Origin of the sequence: Kitasatospora cheerisanensis KCTC 2395, assembly GCF_000696185.1 — a bacterium.
Taxonomy (GTDB): domain Bacteria; phylum Actinomycetota; class Actinomycetes; order Streptomycetales; family Streptomycetaceae; genus Kitasatospora; species Kitasatospora cheerisanensis.
Genome location: NZ_KK853997.1, coordinates 7,368,224 through 7,394,498 on the forward strand (window position 1 = coordinate 7,368,224; position 26,275 = coordinate 7,394,498).

At 75.3% G+C, this 26,275-nt stretch carries 11 protein-coding genes and 4 pseudogenes; 12 read left to right on the forward strand and 3 right to left on the reverse strand.

All coding sequences use genetic code 11. The features are described from left to right. A partial coding sequence (locus KCH_RS33205) for an FAD-binding oxidoreductase (RefSeq protein WP_063750222.1) occupies positions 1 to 1,409 on the forward strand: 1,409 nt, incomplete at its 5' end. A gap of 37 nt (positions 1,410 to 1,446) precedes the next feature. Here KCH_RS33205 and KCH_RS33210 read toward each other — a convergent pair. After that, positions 1,447 to 2,709, reverse strand: a complete 1,263-nt coding sequence (locus tag KCH_RS33210; RefSeq protein WP_051653720.1) for an alpha/beta hydrolase family protein — start codon at positions 2,707 to 2,709, stop codon at positions 1,447 to 1,449. Between the two features lie 174 nt (positions 2,710 to 2,883). Between KCH_RS33210 and KCH_RS33215 the strand changes: the two genes are divergently transcribed. Further along, positions 2,884 to 3,642, forward strand: a complete 759-nt coding sequence (locus tag KCH_RS33215) for an MBL fold metallo-hydrolase (RefSeq protein WP_035869359.1) — start codon at positions 2,884 to 2,886, stop codon at positions 3,640 to 3,642. A 50-nt stretch (positions 3,643 to 3,692) separates the two neighbouring features. On the opposite strand, the gene KCH_RS33220 is transcribed toward KCH_RS33215, so the two are convergent. Further along, positions 3,693 to 4,868 carry an MFS transporter gene (locus KCH_RS33220; RefSeq protein ID WP_035869362.1) on the reverse strand — a complete coding sequence of 392 codons (1,176 nt, stop codon included), beginning with the start codon at positions 4,866 to 4,868 and terminating at the stop codon, positions 3,693 to 3,695. 511 nt (positions 4,869 to 5,379) lie between these two features. On the opposite strand from KCH_RS33220, the gene KCH_RS33225 reads away from it, so the two are divergent. Further along, the gene (locus KCH_RS33225) at positions 5,380 to 6,372 is read left to right on the forward strand and encodes a C40 family peptidase (protein WP_244305542.1); all 993 of its coding nucleotides are present in this window, start codon (positions 5,380 to 5,382) and stop codon (positions 6,370 to 6,372) included. A 22-nt stretch (positions 6,373 to 6,394) separates the two neighbouring features. On the opposite strand, the gene KCH_RS33230 is transcribed toward KCH_RS33225, so the two are convergent. Continuing rightward, entirely contained in the window at positions 6,395 to 7,015 is a 621-nt protein-coding gene (locus tag KCH_RS33230) for a DUF4232 domain-containing protein (RefSeq protein ID WP_157032295.1), read from the reverse strand. A gap of 344 nt (positions 7,016 to 7,359) precedes the next feature. Here KCH_RS33230 and hcp point away from each other — a divergent pair, with 344 nt between their 5' ends. The 9 genes and pseudogenes from hcp to KCH_RS42980 all read left to right on the forward strand — a co-directional run. After that, entirely contained in the window at positions 7,360 to 9,042 is a 1,683-nt protein-coding gene (gene hcp, locus KCH_RS33235; RefSeq protein ID WP_035869368.1) for a hydroxylamine reductase, read from the forward strand. 11 nt (positions 9,043 to 9,053) lie between these two features. After that, complete coding sequence (locus KCH_RS33240) at positions 9,054 to 10,118, forward strand: 2Fe-2S iron-sulfur cluster-binding protein (protein WP_208866015.1); 1,065 nt, start codon at positions 9,054 to 9,056, stop codon at positions 10,116 to 10,118. Positions 10,119 to 10,838: 720 nt separating this feature from the next. Further along, positions 10,839 to 13,643: pseudogene (locus tag KCH_RS40390) on the forward strand (amino acid adenylation domain-containing protein); the annotation flags it as partial. Positions 13,644 to 13,783: 140 nt separating this feature from the next. After that, positions 13,784 to 18,283: pseudogene (locus KCH_RS45410) on the forward strand (MupA/Atu3671 family FMN-dependent luciferase-like monooxygenase); the annotation flags it as partial. A gap of 772 nt (positions 18,284 to 19,055) precedes the next feature. Further along, positions 19,056 to 19,328: pseudogene (locus KCH_RS47505) on the forward strand (phosphopantetheine-binding protein); the annotation flags it as partial. 263 nt (positions 19,329 to 19,591) lie between these two features. Then, positions 19,592 to 20,635: pseudogene (locus KCH_RS47510) on the forward strand (SDR family oxidoreductase); the annotation flags it as partial. 73 nt (positions 20,636 to 20,708) lie between these two features. Continuing rightward, on the forward strand, positions 20,709 to 21,902 hold the full coding sequence (locus KCH_RS33255; protein ID WP_035874926.1) for a cytochrome P450: 1,194 nt from the start codon (positions 20,709 to 20,711) through the stop codon (positions 21,900 to 21,902). Positions 21,903 to 21,947: 45 nt separating this feature from the next. Continuing rightward, positions 21,948 to 23,588 (forward strand): ACP S-malonyltransferase, encoded by a 1,641-nt coding sequence (locus tag KCH_RS46305; RefSeq protein WP_035869371.1) that lies wholly within the window; start codon positions 21,948 to 21,950, stop codon positions 23,586 to 23,588. Between the two features lie 35 nt (positions 23,589 to 23,623). Beyond that, the coding region (locus KCH_RS42980) for a beta-ketoacyl synthase N-terminal-like domain-containing protein (RefSeq protein ID WP_279635929.1) at positions 23,624 to 26,275 on the forward strand (2,652 nt) is incomplete at its 3' end.

Sequence of the window (26,275 nt, forward strand, 5' to 3'; positions counted from 1 at the left end):
GGGCGGCCCCGCCGGACTGGCAGGCGCTGCGGAACCGGCTCGGGGACCGCCTGGTGCTGCCGGACGACTCCGGGTACGGGACGGCGCGGCTCGGGTTCAACGAGCTGAACGACGGTCAACTGCCCGCCGCCGTCGCGCAGTGCGTCTCGGCGGGCGACGTGCAGGCCTGCCTGGACGTGGCGCGCGGCCACGGCATCCCGATCGCGGCGCGCAGCGGCGGCCACAGCTACCTCGGCTACAGCATCCCGGACCAGGGACTGGTGATCGACCTGCGGGGCATGGCGGACGTCACCGTGCGGCCGGACGGGACGGCCGAGGTCGGGGCCGGGGCGCGGCTGATCGAGGTGTACGCGGGGCTGGCCGCGGCCGGGCGGCTGCTGCCCGCCGGGAGCTGTCCGACGGTCGGCGTCGGCGGGTTGACGCTGGGCGGCGGGATCGGGGTGCTGGCCCGCAAGTACGGCCTGACCTGCGACCGGCTGGCCGCGGCCGAGGTGGTCACCGCCGACTCCTGCCTGCGCACCGCCGCGCCCGGCCGGGACGACGGCCTGTACTGGGCGCTGCGCGGCGGCGGTGGCGGCAACTTCGGCCTGGCCACCCGGTTCACCTTCGACACCGCGCCCGCGCCCGCGCTGACGGTCTTCGTGCTGGGCTTCCCGGCCGGGTCGGTGCCGCAGGTGCTCGGGGCCTGGCAGCCGTGGGTCGCGGACGCGCCCGACGAGCTGTGGGCCAGCTGCCAGATCTCCGGCGGGACGCCGCCGAGCTGCCGGATCGTCGGCTGCTGGGTCGGCGACCCGGACGGAGCGAACCGGTTGATCGACCAGCTGGTGCGGGCCGCCGGGACGACGCCGAGCAGCCGCACCGTGCTGCCCAAGGACTACCTGTCCGCGATGAAGTTCATGGCGGGCTGCTCCCACGACACCATCGCCGAGTGCCACCCCACCTGGGAGGGCGGCCGGCTGACCCGGACCGGCTTCGTCGCGGTCTCCCGGATGTTCGGCCCCGGCCCGGTCGACCCCGGCCGGCTCACCGACCTGATGACCGGCGCGTCCGGGGTCGACCTGCTGCTCGACTCGCTCGGCGGCGCGGTCGGCGAACTCGCCCCGGACGCCACGGCGTTCCCACACCGCGAATCGCTCGCCAGCGCCCAGGTCTACGCGGGCGCCACCCCCGCGACCGAGGCCCGGGCCAAGGCGGCGGTGGACGCGATCCGCGACGGCCTGGCCGAGCTCGGCGCGACCGGCGCGTACGTCAACTACATCGACGACACGCTGCCCGACTGGGGCCGCGCCTACTACGGCGACAACCTGGAGCGGCTCCAGCAGGTCGCCCGGGCCTACGACCCCGACGGGGTGTTCGCCTTCCCGCAGTCCGTCACCGCCGCGGGCAGCCGGTACGGCCGGGCGGCCTGAGCCGGGGCGGGGCGGGGGGACGGCGGCCGGCCGTCCCTCAGGGGGTCCAGGTCATCTCGGGGAAGGCCGGTGACGGCCCGTCCAGCAGGGGGGAGTCGACGCCGCGGAGCCAGCGGTCGAAGAAGGCGGCCACGTAGGCGCGGGTGGCCGCCTCGGCGCGGGCCGGCGGGACGTCGCCGATGTCGTCGCGGAGCCGGTCGGCGTCCAGGGCGCCCTGGGCGGCGAGTTGGGGGAGCAGGGAGGCGGCGTCGGTGTAGGAGCCGTGCCGCGAGCCCTCCAGGGTGAGGTCCGCGTGCCAGCCGGTGCTGTGCTGCCAGAGCGCGTCCCAGCCCGGCTGCCGGTGGTAGTCGCCGGAGTCGCCGGAACGGGAGCCCATCAGCAGGAACGGGCGGTTCAGGCCGTCCTCGGCGAGGGTCGGGAGGTACACGCCGGTCATCCCGTCCGGGCCGGGGAAGTGCAGCTGGCCGTCGAGGTTGACGCCCGCCGTGATCCGCGGGTCGTCGTGCATGGTCTGGAGCGCGGTGAAGCCGCCCGCCGAGTGGCCGGCCATGCCGATCCGCCGCAGGTCGAGCGAGCGGGCGAGGCCGGTGGGCAGGCTCGGGACCTCGCCCAGGGACGCCAGACGGTCCAGCACGAAACGGGTGTCGGCGACCCGGACGTCCATCGACTTGCGCAGCAGCGCGCCGATGTCCAGGCCCGGCCGGCCGACCAGGCCGGGGAAGACCGAGGCGGCCAGGGTGCCGTCCGGGAACTCCACCTCGGACGACTCGTACGGGTGATCGACCGTCACCACCACGTAGCCGCGCGACGCCAGGTCCTCGACCAGCGCCGTCCCCCAGGCCCGCGGATCGCCGAGCCCCGCCGAGTACAGCACCACCGGCCGCGGCCCGCCCGGCAGCACCGGCGCGCCCTTCCGGGCCGGACTGCCGGTCCGCGACCAGTCCGTACTGCCGGGCGTGACACCGTAGTTGAGCAGGGCCATGCCGTCCGGGCCGCCGAAGTGCGCCCCCGCCGCCGGAGCCATGTACGGGGCCCGCTCGCCGAGCGGCACCGCCGGGTACCAGACGCTGATCATCAGCCGGCGCGGCTGCCCGGGCACCCACGGGTCCTCGCGGGCCGAATCGGTCAGCGGCACCTCCACCGTCCCCACCGCGAACGGCCCCGTGGGCGCCGGGAGTTGCGCCCGGGCCTGGTGCGAGCCGTCCGCGGCCGCCAGCGCCGTGCCCGACGCGCACACCGGTGCCAGTACCGCCGTCGCCGCCAGCAGCACCGCTGCCATCGCCCGTGCCCTACCGCGCATCGCCGTTCCTCCTCGAACTCTGTGGATGCGAAGCACCGTAGGCGGAGGGCCGCGCTCGGGCGTCGTACCGGAGGACCAAACGCCGCTGTCGTACCACGGTATGACGGGTGGTCAGAGCCGGTGCGCCGAATAGTCGCGGGCGCTTCCGGCCGGCCCGCAGTAGGGTGCGACCGCATGAGGATCACTGTGCTCGGCGGGTGCGGCGCCTGGCCCGCCGCCGGGGAGGCCTGCAGCGGTTACCTGCTGGAGCACGCCGGCTTCCGGCTGCTGCTGGACCCCGGCTACGCGACGCTGCCACGGCTGCTGGAGCAGGTCGGCGCCGAACAGGTCGACGCCGTGCTGATCAGCCACGGCCACCCGGACCACTGCGCGGACCTCAACCCGCTGCTGCGCGCCAGGGCCCTGGGCGAGGACCCGCCGCCGGCCCTGCCGGTGCACACCCTGCCCGGGGCGCTCGACGCCGTCCTCGCGCTGGACCGGCCCGGCATGCTGAAGGACGCCTACCGCCTGCACGACTTCACGGCCGGAACCGGATTCGGGATCGGCCCGTTCCGGGTCGACACCTGGGCACTGCCGCACTTCGTCCCCAACGCGGGCCTGCGGCTGACCGCCGGCGGCCGGAGCCTCGCCTACACCGGCGACACCGGCCCCACCCCCGACCTGGTCGACCTCGCCCGGGACACCGACCTCTTCCTCGCCGAGGCCACCTACCCCGAACACGTGCCCGCCGAGGACAGCCGCTACCTCTCCAGCGCCCTCCAGGCCGGCGAGTACGCCGCCCGCGCCGGAACGGGGCACCTCCTGCTGACCCACCTCTGGCCCGGCACCGACCCCGCCACCGTCCTCGACGCGGCCCGCCGCAACCACCGCGGCCGCATCGACGTCGCCCGTGCGGGCGAGGTGATCGACCTCGACCGGGGCGCGCCCGCCTGACGCCGGAACCGACGGCGCGTTCTGCTGCCGGTCCTCGCGGTGACGGGCCGTCAGGCCGACCGGCGGCGGAGCAGGTAGAGGCCGGAGGCGGCGGCGAGGACGGCCATGGCGGCGGTGAAGACCAGGCCGGCGTGGGTGAGGCCGAGCGGATCGGCGAGCAGGCCGATGCCGATGACCGGGACCGAGATGCCGAAGTAGGCGACCACGAAGAGCGCGGAGAGGACCCCGCCGCGCTGATCGGCCGGGGCGGCGTCGGCGAGTCGGTCGACGGCGCCGCGGAGCCCCATGCCCTGGCCGGTGCCGCCGACCAGGGCGGCGAGGACGAGCGGGGCCAGGGTGCCGGTGGCGAGGGACAGCGCCAGCAGGCCGAGCCCGGCGATCAGGACCAGGCAGCCCAGCGGGATCGCCCGGGCCGCACCCAGCCGGGGGACCAGGAGTTGGCCGGCCGTGGAGGCGAAGAACGCCAGGCAGACGATCGCCCCGACCGCCGCGTGGTTGTGCACGTCCACGTCCTCCGCCAGGAACGCCGGGCTGACCGAGGTGAACACGCCGAGCAGCGAGAACCCGGCGAACGCGGCGAGCCCGGCGGGCACGAACACCCCGCGCACCTGCGGCGGCAGGCTCGGACGCCGGGGCCGCGCGGTGCGCAGCGGCCGGGCCCCTGGCACCGTCTCCGGCAGGGCGCGGAGCACGGCGAACGAGGCCGCCAGCAGCACCAGGTGGACGAGGTAGGGGAGCGTCAGCGGGTGCGGCGCGTACTCGGCGAGGAGTCCGGACAGCAGCGGCCCGCAGCCGAGGCCGCCCATGTTGGCCGCCGTCGCGACGAACCCGGCGCGGGCCTTGCGGTCGGGCGGGGCGAGTTCCAGCACGTACGCGGTGGCGGTGCCGGTGAAGAGCCCCGCCGACAGGCCGGAGAGGAACCGGCCGGCGAACAGCAGCGGCAGACCGTGCTCGGCGAGGAACGCGACGGCGGCGGCTGCCGCACAGCCGAGGCCGCACAGCAGCACCGGCCGTCGGCCCACCGCGTCCGACACGTTGCCCACCAGCAGCAGCACGCCGATCACGCCGAACGCGTAGACCGCGAACACCACCGTCACCATCAGCTCGGAGAAGCCGATCTGCTCCTGGTAGAGCCCGTACAGCGGAGTGGGCAGGGTGGTGCCCGCCATGCAGACGGCGAACGCGGCCGCCGCCCCCAGGTAGCCGCTGCGCCGACGATCAGTCATTTGATCACCGTAACCGCCGGGTTGGGGGCGGAACGCCCCGGCGGGGCCGGGCGCGGGGCTGCTGCGCCGGCCGGGTGAGGATCCCGCCGAACGGGTCCGGCCTGCCGGGGGCGGGGAGGGGCGGGTGCCACAGTGGGTGGCCGGGGCTCCGATCATCCGACGGATTCGCCGGGACCGGAGCGCCGCAGGTGCGGCCGTGCCTGATACGCCCGACGCAGCCGAGTTCCGAACGAGGACGGTGGACCCGATGTCCCGTGGCACCCCCCGGTCCTGGCGGGCGGCCGTGCTGCCGCCGGTGGTGGCAGTGCTGCTCGCCCTCGCCGCGCCCGCCGGCGCGGAGCCCGTACCCGCCCCGGCCGGCGCGGAGCCCGTACCCGTTCCGGCACCGGTACCCGCGCCCGTGCCCGTTCCGGCTCCGGTACCCGCGCCCGTGCCCGTTCCGGCTCCGGTACCCGCGCCCCTGCCCGTGCCCGCGCCCGCCGGTGCGGAGCCCGGGCCGGCACCGGTGCCGGTGCCCGTTCCCGGGGAGGCTGCCGCCGGGGACGCGACCGCCGGGGACGCGCTCGACCAGTTCGGCCGGGACCTCGCGGACGCCCGGCACGCCGCCGAGGCCGCCGAGCAGCGGGCCACCGCCGCGACGGCCCAACTCGACCGGAGGAAACAGGAGTCGGCCGAGGCCGCCGCCCGGGCCGAGGCCGAACGGGTCAAGGTGGCGGAGGCGGAGGGGCAGGCGGCGCGGATGGTCGCCGAGCAGTACCGGACCGGGCCGCTGGGCTCGCTGCTCCGGCTGTTCCTCTCCGACCGCCCGGAGGACTTCCTCGGCCGCCGCCAGCAGGAGTTCGCCCGGGACCGCACCGCCGCCGAGGTGCTGGAGGAGCTGCGGCAGGCCCGCGGCCGGCTGGTGCTGGCGGCCGACCGGGCCCGGCAGGCCGAGGAGTCGGCGGCCGGCGCCGCGCACGAGGCCCAGCAGGCGATGGACCGGGCGAAGACCGCCGCCGCCCGCACCGAGCAACTGCTCGGCGCCACCTCCGCCGACCAGCTCGACCTGCTGGAGCAGCAGGAGACCGCCCGCGCCGACCTGGCCCGCGAACAGCTGCTGGCCGCAGGGGCGTTCGGCCCGGGCGGCAGCGCCTCCGAGGCCGGGCGGCGGGCCATCGCCTTCGCGCTCGCGCAGCAGGGCAAGCCGTACCTGTGGGGCGGCGCCGGGCCGGACGCGTTCGACTGCTCCGGGCTCACCTCGCAGGCCTGGCTGGCCGCCGGCGTCGCCCTGCCGCGCACCAGCCAGGAGCAGTGGGCCGAGCTGCGCCGCATCCCGCTGCGGGAGTTGCGGCCCGGCGATCTGATCATCTATCACGACGACGCCGGCCACGTGGCGCTGTACCTCGGCGGCGGCACCGTCGTGCACGCCCCGCACACCGGCACGGTGATCAAGCTCGCCCCCGTCACCATGCTGCCGATCCTCGGCGCGGTCCGGCCCGACCCGGGGGCGCCGTCCGCGCCCTGACGGCGCCTCCGCCCCGGCGGCCTCAGCGGGTCGCGGTGACCGGGCGGACCTGGGTGCCGGACTGGCCCGCGGTGCGGCGGTCCTGCGGGTTGGCGCCCTCCCAGTGGACGGTGAGCTGCCCGGAGTCCTCGGGCGGCGTCAGCACCATCGAGGTCACCTTGAACTCGGTCTGGCCGCGCTGCCCGCGACCCCGGTACGGCTGGTAGTCGACCAGCACGTTCGCGGTGCCGCCGGGCGGCAGGGTCACCGTCCGGACCTGCCCGGAGCGGGAGTCGGGCAGGGTCCAGGTGTCGCCGCCGCTCAGCAGTTCGACGGTCGGGTACCCCTTCATGGTGCAGGTCGACGCGCTCCGGTTGGCCAGCTCGATCCGCTCCACCACCGGCCCGTCCGAGGCGCCCGCCACCGCCCCGCCGAGACCGTCGCCCGCAGGTCCGCCGCCGTGCAGCGCCGCGTCCCGGCCCCGCGCCCGCCGGGCCGGGGTGGCGGCGGCCGTCTCCAGCACCGGCGAGAGCGGAAGCTCGGCGGCGACCGGCGCGACCGGCGCGGCGGGCGCGACGACCGGCCGCTGCTCCGCGCACGCGGTGAGGGAGACGCCGAGGGCTGCCACCACGGCGGCAGCGGAAGACAGCTGACGGATACGCATGATCGGTCCTACCCATGATCCCGGCGGCCCCACCACGGGAGCCGCGAAACTGACGGCCGATCACCCCTCGAACCCACCCCCGGGACCGGCACGCCCCCATGCTGTCCCCCACGGATCAACAACCGATCAACGCCGACGGGACGCCACCACCGGGACGGGCGGTGCGGGTGCGGCGCGGGCCGGGACCTGCGGCCCGGGCGGGTGGGGGAGAGGGGACGGACGGCCCGGGGCGGGGGACGTCCGGGTACTGCGGGGGCGGCGGCGGGATTCGTAGCGTGTGGGGCACGCCCGTGCGTGGGGCCCGTCGGCCCCGGGGCGAGGTGTTCGGAGTCCAGGAGGACCGCATGTTCTGTTACCAGTGCGAGCAGACCGACCGTACCGGGACGGTTCCCGGGTGCGCGGGAGCCATCGGCAACTGCGGCAAGGATGCCGCGACTTCGGATCTGCAGGATCTGCTGATGCACGCGGCCAAGGGCGTCGCCCAGTACGCGGCCGAGGCACGCTCGCTCGGGCAGCCGGACGACGAGGCGGCGCGGTTCCTGCTGTTCTCGGTGTTCACCACGCTGACCAACGTGAACTTCAACCCCTCGCGGTTCGGCGCCCTGATCCAGCAGGCCGTCGCCCACCGCGACCGGGCCCGGGCCCGGTACGAGGCGGCGGCGCGCGCCGCCGGCGCCGAGCCGCGCGAGCTGGCCGGCCCCGCCGCCTGGCAGCCCGCCGACGACCCGGACGCGCTGGCCCGGCAGGCCGCCGAGGTCCGGGTGGACGCCGGCCTGGCCCTGGTCGGCCCGGACGTGGTGGGCCTGCGCTCGCTGCACCTGTACGCGCTCAAGGGCATCTGCGCGTACGCGCACCACGCGCACGTCCTCGGCAAGGAGAGCGCCGAGGTGTTCGCCGGCGTGGAGAGTGCCCTCGCCCACCTCGCGGGCGAACCCGCCGACGCCGCCGACCTGGTGGAGCGCGCGGTGGGCCTGGGCCGGCTCAACCTGGCGGTGATCGAACTGCTGGACGCCGCCAACACCGGCGCGTACGGCGCCCAGCAGCCCACCGCCGTCCGCACCACGCCCGTCGCCGGCAAGGCGATCCTGGTCAGCGGCCACGACCTGCACGACCTGGAGCAGCTGCTGGAGCAGACCGTCGGACAGGGCGTCAACGTCTACACCCACGGCGAGATGCTGCCCGCGCACGCCTACCCGCTGCTGAAGGCGTACCCGCACCTGGTGGGCAACTACGGCGGCGCCTGGCAGGACCAGCAGCGCGAGTTCGCGGCGTTCCCCGGCCCGATCCTGATGACCTCCAACTGCATCGTCGAACCCCACGTCAGCTACCGGCGGCGGATCTTCACCACCGGCCCGGTCGGCTGGCCGGGCGTCCGGCACCTCGCCGAGGGCGACTTCGGCCCGGTCGTGCAGGCCGCCCGTGCGCTGCCCGGCTTCCCCGCCGATCCGGACGCCGAGCCCGAGCCGGAGCGGCTGCTCACCGTCGGCTTCGGCGCGGACGCGGTGCTCGCCGTCGCCGACCGGGTCACCGCCGCGGTGCGCAGCGGCGCGATCCGGCACTTCTTCCTGGTCGGCGGCTGCGACGGCCCGACGCCGGGGCGCGACTACTACACCGAGTTCGCGGTCGGCGCGCCCGAGGACACCGTGGTGCTCACCCTGGGCTGCGCCAAGTACCGTTTCAACGGGCACGAGTTCGGCGAGATCGGCGGCATCCCGCGGCTGCTCGACCTGGGCCAGTGCAACGACACGCACTCGGCGATCCGGATCGCCGCCGCGCTGGCCGAGGCGTTCGAGTGCGAGGTGAACGACCTGCCGCTGACCCTGGTGCTGTCCTGGACCGAGCAGAAGGCCGTCGCCGTGCTGCTCGCCCTGCTGGCCCTCGGCATCCGCACCATCCACCTGGGCCCGACGCTGCCGGGCTTCCTCACCCCGAACCTGGTCGACGCCCTGGTGCAGCGCTTCGACCTGCGGCTGATCGGCGACCCGGCCGCCGACCTGGCCGCCGCGCTGGAACCGGCCGCCCAATGACGACCAATCAGGTGACGACCGATCAGCTGCCGACCGGCCAGGCCGCGGAGGCGCAGGCAGCGGAGGAGCAGGGCCACCGGGTGGTGCTGACCACCAGCGACGGCGCCCGGCTGGAGGTGTGCTGCCCGCCCGGCACGGCCGTGCTGGAGGCCGCCGCCGAGGCCGGGGCCGCGCTGCCGGCCTCGTGCAGGCAGGGCACCTGCGGCTCCTGCCACGCCACCGTCACCTCGGGCGGGTACGACCTCGGGCCGCACAGCGCGCAGGCGCTGCCGCCGGAGGAGCGCGAGCAGGGCGGGGTGCTGCTCTGCCGGACGGTTCCGCGCGGGCCGCTGTGCGCCGAACTCCCGTACCCGCAGTCGCGGATCCTGTACGGGGGCGTGCCGGTCCGGGCGGCCGAGGTGGCGGCGGTCACGGCCGTCGCCCGGGACACCGTCCGGCTGGAGCTGACGCTGACCGACAGCCCGGACTGCCAGTTCGACGCCGGCCAGTTCGTCGAGCTCGAACTGCCCGGCACCGGGGTGCGGCGGGCCTACTCGCTCGCGAACACCGGCAACTGGGACGGCCGGATGGAGTTCTTCGTCCGGGTGCGGCCCGGCGGCGCGTTCTCCGGGCCGCTCGCCGAACGGGTCCGCCCCGGCGACCCGTTGACGGTGCACGGCCCGCAGGGCGCGTTCGGGCTGCACGAGACCGGGTTGCGGCCGCGCTGGCTGCTGGCCGGCGGCACCGGCCTGGCCCCGCTGCTGGCGATGGCGCGGCAGATGGCGGAGTGGCAGGACCCGCAGCCGGTACGGCTGTTCCTCGGCGTCAACACCCCCGAGGAGGTGTTCGGCGCCGAGGAGTTGACGGCGGTGGCGGCCGAACTGCCGGGCTTCCGGCACCAGGTGTGCGTGCGCGAACCGGACGCGGCCTGGACCGGCCCGGTCGGCACGCCGGCCGATCTGCTGGCCGAGGCGCTGGCCGGCCACACCGGGCCCGTACCCGACCTGTATGTGTGCGGACCCCCGCCGATGGTGGACGCGGTGCGCCGGGCCGCCCCCGGCTGCCAGGTCTTCCACGAACGCTTCCTGGCGAGCTGAACCGTACGACGTCACCGGCCTGTCGGGTCCGGGGGAAGGAGCATTCGGAACGGACCGTTCGGCAAAGATTGCGGAACGCTCTCGGCCGGTCACTGGCTGAAATCGATCGCTTTTCGGCCGCATCGGAGCGGACCGGTGACGGAGGGTGTTCGATTCGGCTGGAGTGACGGACGGGGGCCAGGTGACAGCAGCGACCTCCACCCACCGTGACCGGGCGCTCACTTCGAGCCGCCGGACCAGGATCGTCCGTCTTCGACCGGGCCGCCCCGACGGGGCGGCCCGGTCCTCGTGCGGCGGCTCGGGCCCTGCTCGGAGCGGGGGTGCGGCGTGATCGCGGTGTGATCGCCCGTTGATTTCGGATTTCAACCACGGGCCGAAAACAGTCGTTGACCGGTCGTGCACGCCCACCCTAGGGTCGTCCGCGTCGTAGGGGGAGGAACTCCGGGGGGAGGGCTCGGAAGCGGGTTCGGAGCAGGTTCGGGGCGGCGGGTTATTGGGGGACGTCGCACCCGGAGTTCGGTCGATGGAGCCGAACTCGCAATCAAACAACGGTAGTTGAGTTCATCAGCGGCCATCTGCGGTCCGCCGCGGCCCGCGCGGGAGGTGCCGCGGGCGGCATCCCGCCCATTCGATCCGCGGGCGCAGGCATTTCCGGAATTCCCACCGCGGCCATTCCGTGGTTCGCGACATCCGAATTTTCTCTCACCAGAGGAGTGACTCGTGAACGCCTTCACGGGGCGTCTGCCGCTGTCCGCAGCCCAGCACGAAGTGTGGGTCGCCCACCAGCTCGACCCGGGCCGCGCCGCGCACAACTGCGCCGGTTACGTGGACATTCGCGGCACGATCGACGAGCCGCACCTCGCCGAGGCCGTCCGGACGGCCGTGGACGAGGCCGACGCGCTGCGGGTGCGGTTCACCGCCGACCCCGACGGCCGGCCCTGGCAGCTCCCGCTGGAGGACGTCCCCGGCCTGCGCGTGCACGACCTGAGCGGCACCCCGGACGCCCGCGCCGCCGCCGAACGCTGGATGCGGGAGGACCTCGCCACCGCCGTCGACCTGTCCGAGGGCCCGCTGTTCGCGCACACCCTGCTGAAGGTCGCCCCCGACCACCACCTGCTCCATCTGCGCTACCACCACATCGTGCTGGACGGCTACGGCCAGGCCCTGCACTGGCGGCGCCTCGCCGAGCTGTACACCGCCCGTACCGAAGGCCGAACTGCCAAGCCCGGCAACGCCGTCGGCCTCGCCGAGCTGCTCGCCGAGGACGACGCCTACCGTGCCTCCGAGCAGTACCGCGAGGACCGCGCGCACTGGTACGCCGACCTCGCCGACCAGCCCGACCCGGCGAGCCTGGCCTCCGCCGACCAGCCCGGTCCCGCCGCCTCCCGGTTCCAGCCGCCGGCCCGGATCACCGGCGTCGACGCGGTCGCCGGCCGCCACCAGGTGCACTGGTCGGTGGTGGTGCTCGCCGCGACCGCCGCCTACCTGCACCGCCTCACCCAGCAGCAGGACCTGGTGCTCGGCCTGCCGGTGCGCGCCCGCACCACCCGGGCCGCGCTCACCACGCCCGCCATGCTCGCCAACGTGCTGCCGCTGCGCGTCACGGTCCGCCCCGAGCAGGACTTCCCGACCGTGCTCCGGCACGTCGCCGAGCGCGCCGCCGAGGTCCTCGCCCACCAGCGCTTCCGCGGCGAGGAACTGCGCCGCGAGGCCCGCCGCACCGGCGCCGGCGGCCTGGCCCCCGCCGTCGTGGTCAACGTGGTCTCCTTCGACGGCCGCCTGCGCCTCGGCGAACTCGCCTGCTCCGTCCACCAGTTGTCCTCCGGCCCGGTCGCCGACCTGGGCCTGGAGTTCTTCGGCGGCGCCGACGGCGCCGAACTCTCCCTCACCTTCGAGCCGAACCCGGCCCGGCACCGGGCCGCCGCGCTGGCCGGCCACCGGGCCCGGTTCGCCCGCTTCCTCAACACCCTGCTGGCCGCCCCCGACCACACCCCCGTCGGCGTGCTCGACCTGCTCACCCCCGCCGACGAGGCCACCGCCCGCATCGCCGGCCCGGTCCGCGACTACCGGCTGGAGCGCCCGCTGCCCGCCTGGATCGCCGACCAGGCCGCCCGCACCCCCGACGCCACCGCCGTCGAGGCGCCCGACGGCAGCAGCCTGACGTACCGCCAACTGCTGGACCGCGCGCACGCGCTGGCGCACCACCTGCGCGGCCGCGGGATCCGCCCCGGCGACGTGGTCGGCATCCACGAGGAGCGCTCGCTGGACCTGGTCGTCGGCCTGCTCGGCATCCTGCTGGCCGGCGCCGCCTACACCCCGCTCGACCCCGAGCAGCCGCTCGCCCGGCTCGCCCTGCAGATCGAGGACGCCGACGTCCGGGTGGTGCTCACCCGCACCGACCTCGCCGCCCGGCTCTCCGGCAGCTGCCTGGAGACCCTCCCGCTCGACACCCTGCTGCCCGCGCTGCCCTCCGCCGGCCCGCTCCCCGACGCCCCCGGCCCCGACGACCCCGCCTACGTGATCTTCACGTCCGGCTCCACCGGCCGCCCCAAGGGCGTCGCCGTGCCGCACCGCGGCATCGTCAACCGGCTGCTGTGGATGCAGGACGAGTACCGCCTCGGCGCCGACGACAAGGTCCTGCAGAAGACCCCGTTCACCTTCGACGTGTCGGTGTGGGAGTTCTTCTGGCCGCTGATGACCGGCGCCACCCTGCACCTGATCGCCCCCGGCGCGCACCGCGACCCCAGGGCCATCGCCGACGCCGTCCGCCGGCACTCCGTCACCACCGCGCACTTCGTGCCGTCCATGCTCGACCTGTTCCTCGCCGAGCCCACCGCCGCCGAACTGCCCACCCTGCGCCGGGTCCTGTGCAGCGGGGAGGCGCTGCGCCCGGAGACCGTCGGCCGCTGGTTCGAGCAGCACGGCGCCGACGGGCCCGAACTGCACAACCTGTACGGCCCCACCGAGGCGTCCGTCGACGTCACCCACTGGCAGTGCCGCCCCGAGGACGCCACCGGGCCGGTCCCGATCGGCCGGGCCGTCGCCAACACCACGCTGTACGTGCTCGACCGGGCCGGCCGCCGGCTGCCCGCCGGCGTCCCCGGCGAGCTGTGCATCGGCGGCGTCCAGGTCGCCCTCGGCTACCTGAACCGGCCCGAACTCACCGCCGCCGCCTTCATACCCGGCCCCGGCGACACCGGCCGGCTCTACCGCACCGGCGACCTCGCGGTGCTCGGCGCCGACGGCATCGTCCGCTACCTCGGCCGCCTCGACCACCAGTTGAAGGTGCACGGCTTCCGGATCGAGCCCGGCGAGATCGAGTCCGCGCTGCTCGCCCACCCCCGGATCGACCGCGCCGTGGTCACCGCCCCGCGCGCCGCCGACGGCCAACTGCGCCTGGTCGCCCACCTGGTGGCCACCGGCCCGGCCCCCGAGCACGGCGAGCTCGCCGCGTTCCTGCGCGAGCGGCTGCCCGCCCACATGGTGCCCGCGCACTTCGTGCCGCTGCCGGAACTTCCGCTGCTGCCCAACGGCAAGCTCGACCGCAACGCCCTGCCGCTGCCCGACACCACCGCCCCGCCGCCGGCGCCCAGGCCCCCGTCACCGAGGCGCAGCGCCTGCTGCACCGCGCCTGGGCGGCCGTCCTCGGCACCGACGCGTTCGGCATCGACGACTCCTTCTTCGCCCTCGGCGGCGACTCCATGCACGCCATCCGGGTCCGCGCCGAGGTCGAACGCCACGGCCGCACCTTCGACGTCGCCGACCTGTTCCAGGGCCCGTCGGTCCGCGAACTCGCCCTGCTGGTCCGCCCGCTGGCCGACCGTCGGGAGGCGAGCGAGCCGTTCGGGCTGCTGACGGACCGGGACCGGGCGCTGCTGCCCGAGGGCCTGGACGACGCCTACCCGCTCAGCGCCATGCAGGCCGGCATGCTGTTCCACGCCGCGTTCGGCGACGACACCTCCGTCTACCGGGTCGTCACCAGCATCCGGATCGCCGCCCCGCTCGACCCGGCCGCGCTGCGCGCCGCCGTCGACGACACCGCGCGCCGCCACCCCTCGCTGCGCTGCTCCTTCGACCTGTCCCGCTACTCCGAGCCGCTGCAGCTCGTCCACCGGCAGGTCACCATCCCGATCGAGGACGGCGAGGACCTGCGCGGGCTCACCCCTGTCGCCGCCCGCCGCACCGTCGAGGCCTGGGTCGAGCAGGCCAAGTTCACCACCTTCGACCCCGCCACCGCGCCGCTGCTGAAGTTCGCCGTCCACCCCATGGACGGCGACGCCTTCGAACTGTCCGTCGTCGAGCACCACGTCGTCCTCGACGGCTGGAGCGACATGCGGATGCTGGAGGAGATCGTCGAGCACTACCGGGCCCGGCTCGCCGGACACGCCCTCGACCTGCCCGAAGTCGGCTCCGCCTACCGGGACTTCGTCGCCGCCGAACGCGCCGCCGTGGCCGACCCGGCCGCCCGCGAGTTCTGGGCCGAGGTGCTGCGCGGCGCCGAACCCACCGACCTCGCCCCGCGCCCCGCCGGCGAGGCCCGGCCCGCCGCCAACCAGCGCTACGACGTGCCGATCGCCGAGGAGACCGCCGCCGCGCTGCGCGCCCTCGCCGCCCGCGAGTCGCTGCCGCTGAAGGCCCTGCTGGTCGCCGCGCACACCGCCGTGCTGCGCCTGGTCGGCGGCAGCGACGAGATCCTCACCGGCATGGTCGCCAACGGCCGCCTGGAGGAGCCCGGCGGCGACGAGACCATCGGCGTCTTCCTCAACACCCTGCCGCTGCACCTGGACCTCGCCGACGCCACCCTGCTGGACGCCGCCCGCGCCGTGTTCGCCCACGAGCGCGCCGCCGCCCCGCACCGCCGCTACCCGATCGCGCAGATGCAGCACGACCTCGGCGCGGACCTGCGGCTCAGCTCGTACGTCAACTTCATGGACTTCCACCGCGACGGCGCCCGCGACAGCGACGCGCTGATGCAGGTCACCGTCGGCATCGCGGAGACCAACTACCCGCTGGCCGTCAACTTCCTGGTCGACCCGGAGGAACGCCGCCTGTCGCTCTGGCTGGACTGCGACCTCGCGGTGCTGCCCGAGGAGTTCTGCGACCGGCTGGCCGGCTACTACGCCCGCGCCGTCGAACGCGTCGCCCACGCCGCCGAGCGGCCCGCCGTCGACGCCGACCTGCTCGGCGCCGCCGAACTCGCCGCCCTCGACGCCTGGAACGACACCGCCGTCCCGTACGACAGCGCCGACACGGTGCACGGCCTGATCGCCCGTCAGGCCGCCGCCCGGCCCGACGCGGTGGCGCTCGCCCACCGCGACCGGGAACTCGGCTACGCCGAACTCGACGCCCGCGCCAACCGCCTCGCCCACCACCTGGTCGGCCTCGGCGTGCGCCCCGGCGACCTGGTCGGCGTCAGCGTCCGCCGCGGCCTCGACCTGGTCACCGCGCTGATCGCCGTCCACAAGGCCGGCGCCGCCTACGTCCCGATGGACCCGGCGTTCCCGCGCACCCGGCTCGACACCATCGCCGAGGACGCCGCCATCGGCTGCCTGATCACCGGCCCCGGCGCCCCCGCCGGCCTCACCGCCGCCCGGCACACCGACCTCGCCGAGGACGCCGCGGCGATCGCCGCCCGCCCCGGCCACGCCCCCGAGGTCGCCGTCGGCGGCGACGACACCGCCTACGTCATCTACACCTCCGGCTCCACCGGCAAGCCCAAGGGCACCGCGATCCGGCACCGCAACGCCGTCAACTTCTTCACCGGCATGGACGCCACCGTCGGCTGCGGCCCCGAGGACACCGTCCTCGCCGTCACCAGCGTCTCCTTCGACATCTCGATCCTCGAACTGCTCTGGCCGCTCACCCGCGGCGCCAAGGTCGTCGTCGCCGGCGAACGCATCGTCAACAACCTGGTGCCGCGCCCCGACGACCGCGACCGGCCGCTCGGCTTCAGCCTGTTCTTCTTCGCCGCCGCCGCGGGCGTCTCCCGCCAGGACGGCTACCGGCTCGTCCTGGACGCCACCAAGTACGCCGACCGGCACGGCTTCGAGGCCGTCTGGACCCCCGAACGGCACTTCCACGCCTTCGGCGGCCTCTACCCCAACCCGTCGGTGATGTCCGCCGCCCTCGCCACCGTCACCGACCGGATCGCGCTGCGCTGCGGCAGCGTCGTCGCCCCGCTGCACGACACCGTCCGGATCGCCGAGGAGTGGTCGCTGGTCGACAACCTCTCCGGCGGACGCGTCGGCCTCGCCTTCGCGGCCGGCTGGAACTCCAACGACTTCGTGCTGCGGCCGGAGAACTTCCCCGCCCGCAAGCAGCTGATGACCGATCAGCTCGCCGAGTTCCGCAAGCTGTGGCGCGGCGAGCAGGTGCTGCGCACCGGCGGCAGCGGCGAACTCGTCGACGTGAAGATCCACCCCGCGCCGGTGCAGGACGAGCCGCCGATCTGGCTCACCTCCGTCGGCAACGTGGAGACCTTCGAGAAGGCCGGCGCCTCCGGCGCCAACCTGCTCACCCACCTGCTCGGCCAGGCCCCCGACGACCTCGCCGTGAAGATCTCCGCCTACCGCAAGGCCCGCGAGGCGGCCGGCCACCACGGGCCCGGCCAGGTCACCCTGATGGTGCACACCTTCATGGCCGACGACACCGCCGACGCCCGGGCCCGCGCCCGCGAGCCCTTCCGCGACTACCTGCGCAGCTCCACCGAACTGTGGCGCACCCTGTTCGCCACCACCGGCCAGGACCTGCCGGAGATGGGCGCCGAGGACCAGATCGAAGCGGTCATCGACCTCGCCATCGACCGCTACTTCGAAGCCTCCGGCCTGTTCGGCTCGCCCGAGGACTGCGCCGACCTGGTCCGCACCCTGGCCGCCGCCGGCGTCGACGAGATCGCCTGCCTGGTCGACTTCGGCGTCGCCCCCGACGAGGTCCTCGACAGCCTGACCAAGGTCGACGAACTGCGCCGCGCCCACGAGGCCGAAGTGGTCGAGAACCCCTACTCGCTGGCCGCGCTCGCCGCCCGGCACTCCGTCACCCTGCTCCAGGGCACCCCGTCGCTGCTCGCCGCGGTCGCCGCCGAACCCGAGGCGCTCGACGCGCTCACCGGGCTGCGCGCCCTGCTGATCGGCGGCGAGGCCTTCCCGTCCGGCCTCGCGCAGCGCCTGCTCGGCGCGCTCCCGGACGTCCGGGTGCTCAACATGTACGGGCCCACCGAGACCACCATCTGGTCCACCGTCCACGAGCTCGACCGCGAACTCGACCCGCAGGCCGGCACCGTGCCGATCGGCGTGCCGATCGCCAACACCGTGGTCCGGGTCGCCGACCCGCACGGGCGGCCCGCCCCGATCGGCGCGTCCGGCGAACTGTGGATCGGCGGCCACGGCGTCGCCGCCGGCTACCTCGGCCGCCCCGACCTGACCGCCGAACGCTTCGTCGAACAGGACGGGCAGCGGTACTACCGCACCGGCGACCGGGTCCGCTGGCGCGCCGACGGCCGGCTGGAGTTCCTCGGCCGGGTCGACCGGCAGGTGAAGATCCTCGGCCACCGGGTCGAACCCGACGAGGTGGAGAGCGTGCTGTCCCGCCACGACGGCGTCGACGCCGTCGCCGTGATCGCCGTCGACGGCGCCCACGGGCCGGAACTCGTCGCCTACGTCTCGCCCGCCGAGGAGCTCTCCGACCACACCGTCCAGCAGGCCCACGTCCAGCGCTGGGGCGAGGTCTGGGAGAGCGCCTACACCCAACCCGCCGACGACGGCAGCGAGTTCGCCGGCTGGCTGTCCAGCTACGACGGCGAGCCGATCCCCGTCCCCGAGATGCGCGAATGGCTCGGCCACACCGTGCAGCGGATCCACGCCCTGGCGCCCACCCGGATCGCGGACGTCGGCGTCGGCGTCGGCCTGGTGCTGCGGAACTTCGCCGAGAGCACCGAGGCCTACCACGGCATCGACCTCTCCCCGGCCGCCCTGGACGCCGCCCGCGGCTGCCTCGGCCGCCCGCTGCCCGCGCACGTCGAACTCGCCCACAGCGGGCCCGAGTACCTCACCACGCTGCCCGAGAACAGCCTCGACACCGTGGTGATCAACTCGGTCGCCCAGTACTTCCCCGGCACCGACTACCTGCGCACCGTCCTGCACGACGCCGCCCGCGTCGTGCGCCCCGGCGGCGCCGTCTTCGTCGGCGACGTCCGCTCGCTCGACCTGCTGCCCGAGTTCCACACCGCCGTGCAGCTGTACCGGGCCGACCCGCTCACCACCGTCGACGAACTCCGTTCCGCCGTCGACCGCCACCTCGCCGAGGAACGCGAACTCTGCCTGTCGCCGGACTTCTTCCAGCGCCTCGCCGCCGACCACGACAAGATCGGCGAGGTCCGGTTCGAACTCAAGCGCGGCCATGCCGACAACGAACTCACCCTGTTCCGCTACGACGTGACCCTGCTGATCGGCGACCCCGCCCCGCGCCCGCCCCGGCCGCGCTCGCCTGGGACGCCCTGCCCGACGGACTCGACGCGCTGCGCGACCGCCTCGCCGCCGAACCCGGCGAGCTGCTCGTCACCGGCATCCCCAACCGCCGCCTTCAGCGCGCCACCGCCGCCGTCCGGGCCCTCGCCGACCTCGCCGGCGAGGCCACCGCCTGGGACGTCGACCGCCGCCTGTGGCAGGTCGACGAGGACGCCGCCGTCCACCCCGAGGACCTGCACGCCCTCGCCGAAGCCACCGGCCACCGCCTCACCACCCGGGTCCGCCCCGACGGCCGGCTGGACACCTTCGACGCCGCCTTCACCCCCGCGGGCACCCGCGCCGCCACCGCGGCCCCCGCCGACACCGAGGACGAGGCATGAACCGACGACTCGCCAACGACCCGCTCGCCACGGCCTGGGCGGCCGGCCTGCGCGGCAGCCTCCGCGGCTACGCCCGCACCCACCTGCCCGAGGCGATGGTCCCCGCCCACTTCGTGGTGCTGCCCGAACTCCCCAAGCTCCCCAACGGCAAGGTCGACCGCGGCGCGCTGCCCCGGCCCACCGCCGAGGAGAGCACCGAGAGCGCCTACGTCGCGCCCCGCACCCCGGTGGAGACCCAGCTCGCCCGGATCTGGCAGGACCTGCTCGGCCTGCCCCGGGTCGGCGTCGAGACCAGCTTCTTCGACCTCGGCGGCGACTCCCTGACGGTCCTTCAGATGGCCGCCCAGGTCCGCGACACCTACGGCGTCCGGCTAGACCTGCGCCGCATGTTCGAGGACCCGACCGTCGCCCGGCTCGCCCGGATGGTCGGCTCCGAGGCCGACCCCCACCTGTCGGCGCCGCCAACCCGCGCGGCGTCGCCGACGAGCAGATGGTCGCCGACGCCGTCCTGCCCGCCGACATCGCCCCCGGCCCCGACACCCTGCCGCCCGCCACCGCCCCCTACCGGGCGGTGCTGCTCACCGGCGGCACCGGCTACACCGGCGCCTTCCTGCTGCGCGAGCTGCTCGACCGCTCCACCGCCACCGTCCACGTCCTGGTCCGCGCCACCGACCGCGCCCAGGCCGACGCCCGGGTGCTCGACAACCTCACCGAGTACGGCCTGCTGCGCGCCGGCGACGCCGAACGGATCGTCGGCGTCCCCGGCGACACCGGTCGCCCCTACCTCGGCACCACCCGCCGCGCCTACCGCGAACTCGCCGAGACCGTCGAGGTGATCGTCCACAACGCGGCCATCTCCAGCTGGATCGTGCCCTACCCGAAGATCAAGCCCGTCAACGTCTTCGGCGCCCTCGAAGTCCTCCGGCTCGCCTGCGACACCCGCACCAAGCCCGTGCACTTCGTCTCCACCATCGGCGTCTACCCCGGCGACCAGGGCGAACGCCGCTGGGACGAGGAACGCCTGACGGAGACCCAGGACGTGGTCGGCGGCTACCGGCAGTCCAAGTGGGTCGCCGACACCCTGATGCTGCAGGCCCGCGAACGCGGCATCCCCACCCACGTCTACCGGCTCGGCGCGGTCGCCGGCTCCCAGACCACCGGCGCCTGCTCCACCGACACCTTCATCAACCACCTGCTCAAGGGCTGCATCCAGCTCGGCGCCTACCTCGACTACGACCTGCTGATCGACCTCGTCCCGGTCGACTACTGCGCCGCCGCCGTCGCGCAGATCGCGCTGGCCGGCGGCCACCGCGAAGCCGTGTTCAACGTCCCGGGCGCCGGCTCCACCGGCATGAACGAGATCTTCCAGCTGGTCGTCGACCACGGCTACCCGCTGCGCAAGCTCGCCTACCAGGACTGGTACCGCGAACTGGTCGCCGCCGTCGAACGCGGCGAGGACAACGAACTCGCCGTCTACCTCCCGCTGTTCGGCGAGGACCGGCCCGCCGACGAGGTCGGCTACCCCGGCAGCCGCCCGGTCTTCGGCACCGCCCACCTCGACGAGGCGCTGACCGGCACCGGCATCGCCCCGCGCCGCGTCGACCGGGACCTGTTCGCGCTCTACCTCGACTACTTCGTCTCGACGGGCTTCCTGCCCGCCCCGCCCCGGGGCTGACACCCCCTCGACAGCCGACGCCGCCCGGGACGTCCTCGTGCCGGGCGACCACCCAGAGCAGATGGAGACCGCGATGACCGCCCCCGCCCTGCCGTCCTTCCCGATGCCCCGCGTGCACCCGCTCGACCCGCCGCCCGCCTACCGCGAACTCAGCGCCGAACAGCCGGTGTTCCAGGTCGCCACCCCGCGCGGCGAGCAGGTCTGGGTGGTCACCCGGCACGAGGACGTCCGCGCCGTGCTGACCGACCTGCGGCTCAGCTCCGACCCGAAGACCCCCGGCTACCCGTCCTACATCTCCGGCGACACCCCGCTGCCGCCCGGCTTCTTCCTCAACCAGGACGAGCCCGACCACGGCCGGCTGCGCCGCCTGGTCACCCGCGAGTTCCTGGTCGGCCTGATGGAGGCCAAGCGCCCCCGGATGCAGGCCATCCTCGACGGCCTGCTCGACAAGCTGGAGGCCCAGGGCAACAGCGCCGACCTGGTCACCCAGCTGGCCTTCCCGATGGCCGCCACCGTGATGTGCGAACTGCTCGACGTCGCCTACGAGGACGCGCCGCTGTTCGTCGGCCTCACCGACACCATCCTCGACCGCCGCAGCACCCCCGAGCAGGTCGGTCGGGCCGCCGGCGACCTGATGGCCTACTTCGACCGGCTGGTCACCGAGCGGGAGACCCACCCCACCGACGACATGCTCGGCCGGCTGGTCACCCACCAGGAGGCCGGCAAGATCGACCACGCCGAGTTCGTCGGCCTGGCCGCGCTGCTGCTGCTCTCCGGCTACGACACGATGGCCCAGATGATCGGCCTCGGCACCGCCACCCTGCTCGAACACCCCGACCAGCTCGCCGAGTTGCAGGCCGACCCGACGAAGATCCCGCACGCCATCGAGGAACTGCTCCGCTACCTCTCGATCAACCACGCCGGCCTGCCGCGCGCCGCCGTCGCCGACCTCGAACTCGGCGGACAGACCATCAAGGCCGGCGACGGCCTGCTCGTCATGATCAACGCCGCCAACCGGGACGCCGCCGTCTTCCCCGAGCCCGACCGCTTCGACATCCACCGCGAGAACCCGCAGAGCCACGTCGCCTTCGGCCACGGCTTCCACAAGTGCATCGGCCTCACCCTCGCCCGGGTCGAACTCAGCACCGTCTTCGCCGGCCTGTTCGCCCGCTTCCCCGGCCTCAAGCTCGCCCGCCCGCTGGAAGACCTGCCGTTCCGCCACGACATGGTCCTCTACGGCGTGCGCGAACTGCCCGTCACCTGGTGACCCGCCCCCGACCAGCTCCCGGACGACACTCATGAAGGACGCGTGATGGCAGTTCAGACCGTCTACCTGCTGCCCGGGCAGGGCGGCTACACCCCCGGGGCCCTCGCCGGACGCGAGGACGCCGCGCTCACCGAGGCGCTGCGCACCGTCGACCGGGTCGCCGCCGAATTCGGCCGGCCCGCCGTCAGCCGGCTGCTCACCGAGGCCGACGCGCCGAGCGCCGCCGAACTGGTCCGCGCGGACCCGTTCGCGCTGCAACTCGCCGTCTACGCCGCCGGCGTGGGCGGCCTGCTGCTCGCCCCGCCGGTCGGACCCGCGGACGCCCTGGTCGGCCACAGCATGGGTGAGATCGCCGCACTCACCCTCGCCGGGGCGTTCGACCCCGCCGACGGCGCGCGGCTGGCCGCCCACCGCGCCGAGGCCCTCGCCGCCCACCACACCGGCGGCGGCGGCATGCTCGCCGTCGAACTCACCGCCGAGCGCACCGCCCACCTGGTCGGCGCCGCCGACGACCGGGCGCTGGCGCTCGCCGTCGTCAACGCCCCGCGCCAGAGCGTGGTGGCCGGCCCCGAGGACGCCCTCGCCACCGTCGCCCGCCTCGCGGACGCACTCGGCGTGCGCACCGTCCGGCTCAACGCGCCCTACCCGTTCCACAGCCCCGGACTGGCCGCCGCCGCCCACGAGTTCCGGCAGCGGATCGCCGGCATCCGGCAGCTCCCGCTGCGGCACGCCGCCTACTCGCCGGTCGCCGGCGGCTGGGTCGCCGACACCGACGACCTCAAGGAACTGCTGGTCCGTCAGCTCACCACGCCGGTCCGCTTCCTGGACGCCGTCCGGGAGCTGCACGCGCAGGGCGCCGAGACCTTCGTCGAATGCGGCCGGGCCGGCCTCGCCGGGCTGGTGCGGCGCAGCGTGCCGAACGTCGCGGTCGTCGTGGCGGGCGCCGCCGCGTCGCCCGCGGTGGCCGAGGCGCCGGTGGCGGCCGAGGCCCCCGCCGTGGTGGACGTGCCCGCGGTGCCCGCTGCCGCCGAGGCAGCGCCCGCGGCGGCCGTGCTGGTCGTGGACGCCCCCGCCTCCGGGCCGGTGCTGGACCGGGAGTCGGTGGTCTCGCAGTTGCGTGAGCTGTTCGCGGGGACGCTGGGGTATCCGGTGGAGATGGTGACGGCGGACGCGGACCTGGAGGCGGACCTCGGGATCGATTCGCTGAAGCGGGTGGAGATGCTGGCGAAGGTGTCGGCGCAGTTCGGGCTGGGGGAGTCGATCGAGTCCGGTCGGTTCATCGCCCAGTCGACGCTGGCCGAGGTCGCCGAACTCGTGCTCGCCGCACCCGCGTTCGGGACGGCGGCGATACCCGCGCCGGTGGCCGCTCCCGGGCCGGAGCCGGTGGCCGCTCCCGCGCCGGAGCCGGTCGCCGCCTCCGGGCCGGTGCTGGACCGGGAGTCGGTGGTCTCGCAGTTGCGTGAGCTGTTCGCGGGGACGCTGGGGTATCCGGTGGAGATGGTGACGGCGGACGCGGACCTGGAGGCGGACCTCGGGATCGATTCGCTGAAGCGGGTGGAGATGCTGGCGAAGGTGTCGGCGCAGTTCGGGCTGGGGGAGTCGATCGAGTCCGGTCGGTTCATCGCCCAGTCGACGCTGGCCGAGGTCGCCGAACTCGTGCTCGCCGCACCCGCGTTCACGGCCTGAACCCACCCCCGCACCGTCCACCTCAGGGAGCCGTCATGCCCATCGACCCCGCCCAGCGCACCGTTCTGGTCGCCGCCGAACCCGGTACGGCGGCCACCCTGACCGGTGCCTTCACCGACACCCTGGTCCACAGCTGCGCCCCGACCGGCCCCGCCGTCACCGAGGCGCTCGCCGGGACCGGACGCCCCACGGCCGTCCTGCTCGCCGCCGACCCGGCCACCCCGGCCGGCCGGCAGGCCGCCGTCACCGCGGCCCGGGCCCTCCCGCCCGGCGGCGCGCTCGTGCTGGTCGCCGCCGGCGGGCCGGACCGGCAACTCGCCGACGCCCTCGACGAGTTGCTGGCCGTCGCCCCGGCCGGCGTCCGGGTGCACGCCGTGCACGCCGCCGACGGCGCGGGCCCGGCCGCCGCCCGCCTCGCCGCCTACCTCACCGGCCCGGACGCCGCCGCCCTCGACGGCCGCACCCTCACCCTCGGCGCACCCGCGCCGCGGCCCGCCGCGCACAGCGCGACTGCGCCCGCCGCCCCGGCCGCGCCGCCGCCGCCCGCTGTGCAGCCCACGGCCGTCGGGGACGCGGAGGCGGCGCCCGGCGCACCCGCTCACGGCGAACTCCCGGACGGGGACGCCGTGGTGGTGGTCGGGATGGGCCTGGCCGTGCCCGGGGCGAGCACGCCCGAGGAGTTCTGGCGGCTGCTGACCGAGGGCGAGCCGGTGTTCGGCGAGCCCGGCGAGCGGATAGACCTGGACAGCATCTGGTCGCCCGACCCGTCCGCCCCCGACAAGACCTACGCCCGGGTGTCCGGCTTCATGACCGGATTCACCCCGCACCCGCGCCTGAAGGCCGAGATGGACTCCGGCGCGTTCACCTCCCGCGAGCACACCGCCGTGTGGCTGCGGCACTCCCTGCTCGGCGCGACCGAGCAGGTGACGATCCGTCCGGGCGACCGCCAGCTGTTCGCCGTCGGCCTGACGCCCGACGGCAGCCAGCACCTGGAGCAGACCCTGGTCGCCGAGGGGACGCGCCGCCTGCTGGAGGACGCCGGCCTGCCCGTCCCCGGGACGCTCGCGGCCCGCTACCCGATGGCCGCCGACACCCCCGACGCGGTACTGCCGTACCGGATCGCCCGCGCCGCCGTCCCGGACCTGCCCGCCGAGGCCGAGATCGTCGTCGTCGACACCGCCTGCTCCTCCTCGCTCTACACCATCGACCTCGGAGTGCGCGCCCTGCGCTCCGGCGAGGCCGACGTCGCGCTCTGCGGCGGGGCGTTCGCGCTGACCGCGCAGAACCTGGTGCTGTTCTCCAAGCTGCGCGGCCTGTCCCGCTCCGGCCGGGTCCGCTCGCTCGACCAGGGCGCCGACGGCGTGCTGTTCAGCGACGGCGCGGCCGTGCTCGCGCTGAAGACCCACCGCCGGGCGGTCGCGGACGGCGACCCGGTGCTCGGATTCGTGGCCGGCTTCGGCGGCTCCTCGGACGGCCGCGGCAAGGCCATCTACGCGCCCAACCCGGCCGGCCAGCAGATCGCGCTGCGCCGCGCCTGGGACGCCGCCGGCGCCCGACCGGGCGACGTGGACTGGGTGGTGGCGCACGCCACCGGCACGCCCACCGGCGACCGCACCGAACTGGGCGCGCTGAACGCCGCCGCCCCCGACCGGACCTGGACCATGACGTCCAACAAGTCCCTGGTCGGACACGCCGGTTGGGCCGCCGGCGCGGTCTCCGCCGTCCACGCCCTGCTGGCCCTCGGCCGCGGCACCATCCCCGGCCAGCGCCAGTTCACGGCACTGCCCGAGGGCGCCGCCGCCGTCCACGTCCCCACCGCCGACCGGCCCTGGCCCGCCCGCGCCGACCGGGCCCGCACCGTCGGCGTCTCCGCGATGGGCTTCGGCGGCACCAACGGCCACCTGCTGCTCACCGACCGGCCGCCCGCGCCGACCGGGCGCCCGGCCGCCCCGGCAGCCGACGCCGACCCGGTCGTGGTGGTCGCCGCCGGCACCCACCTGCCCGGCGACCCCGGCCCCGAGCAGCTCGCCGACTGGCTGGCCGGCGGCCCCGCCGCCTGGCCCGCCACCTTCGGCGACGCCTACCCGGCGCCCAGCCCGCTGGAGGCACGGCTCGCCCCGTCCGCGATCGCCGCGATGGACCGCAGCCAGCTGATGGCCCTGCGCTGCGCCGACCGGATCGCCGGCGACTGGACGAAGGACCGTCAACTCGCTGACCGCTCAGGCGTGTTCGTCGGCCACAGCGGCCCGACCCGGAACGCCCACGGCCACGCGCTGCGCTACCACCTGGACGACCTGGAGCAGCACGTCACCGGCCCGGCCGGACTGCCCGCCGGTGCGCTCGCCGAACCGGTGCGCCGCCTGACCCCGTCGGCCAACGAGGACGCCTACCCGGGCCTGATGCCCAACGTCATCGCCGCCCGGGTGGTGCAGCGGCTCGACCTGCACGGCCCCAACATGACCATCGACGCCGGCCGCGACTCCGCACTGTCAGCCCTGGTCACCGCCGTCCGCTACCTGCGCGACGGCGAACTCGACCTGGCCGTGGTGATGGGCGTCAGCGCCCCCGCCGAAGGACTGCCCGCCCGCGACCCGCGCCCGGCCGCCGACGCCGCCGTCGGCTTCGTCCTCACCCGCCGCAGCACCGCCGAACAGCACGGCCTGACCGTGCTCGGCGAACTCGCCCTC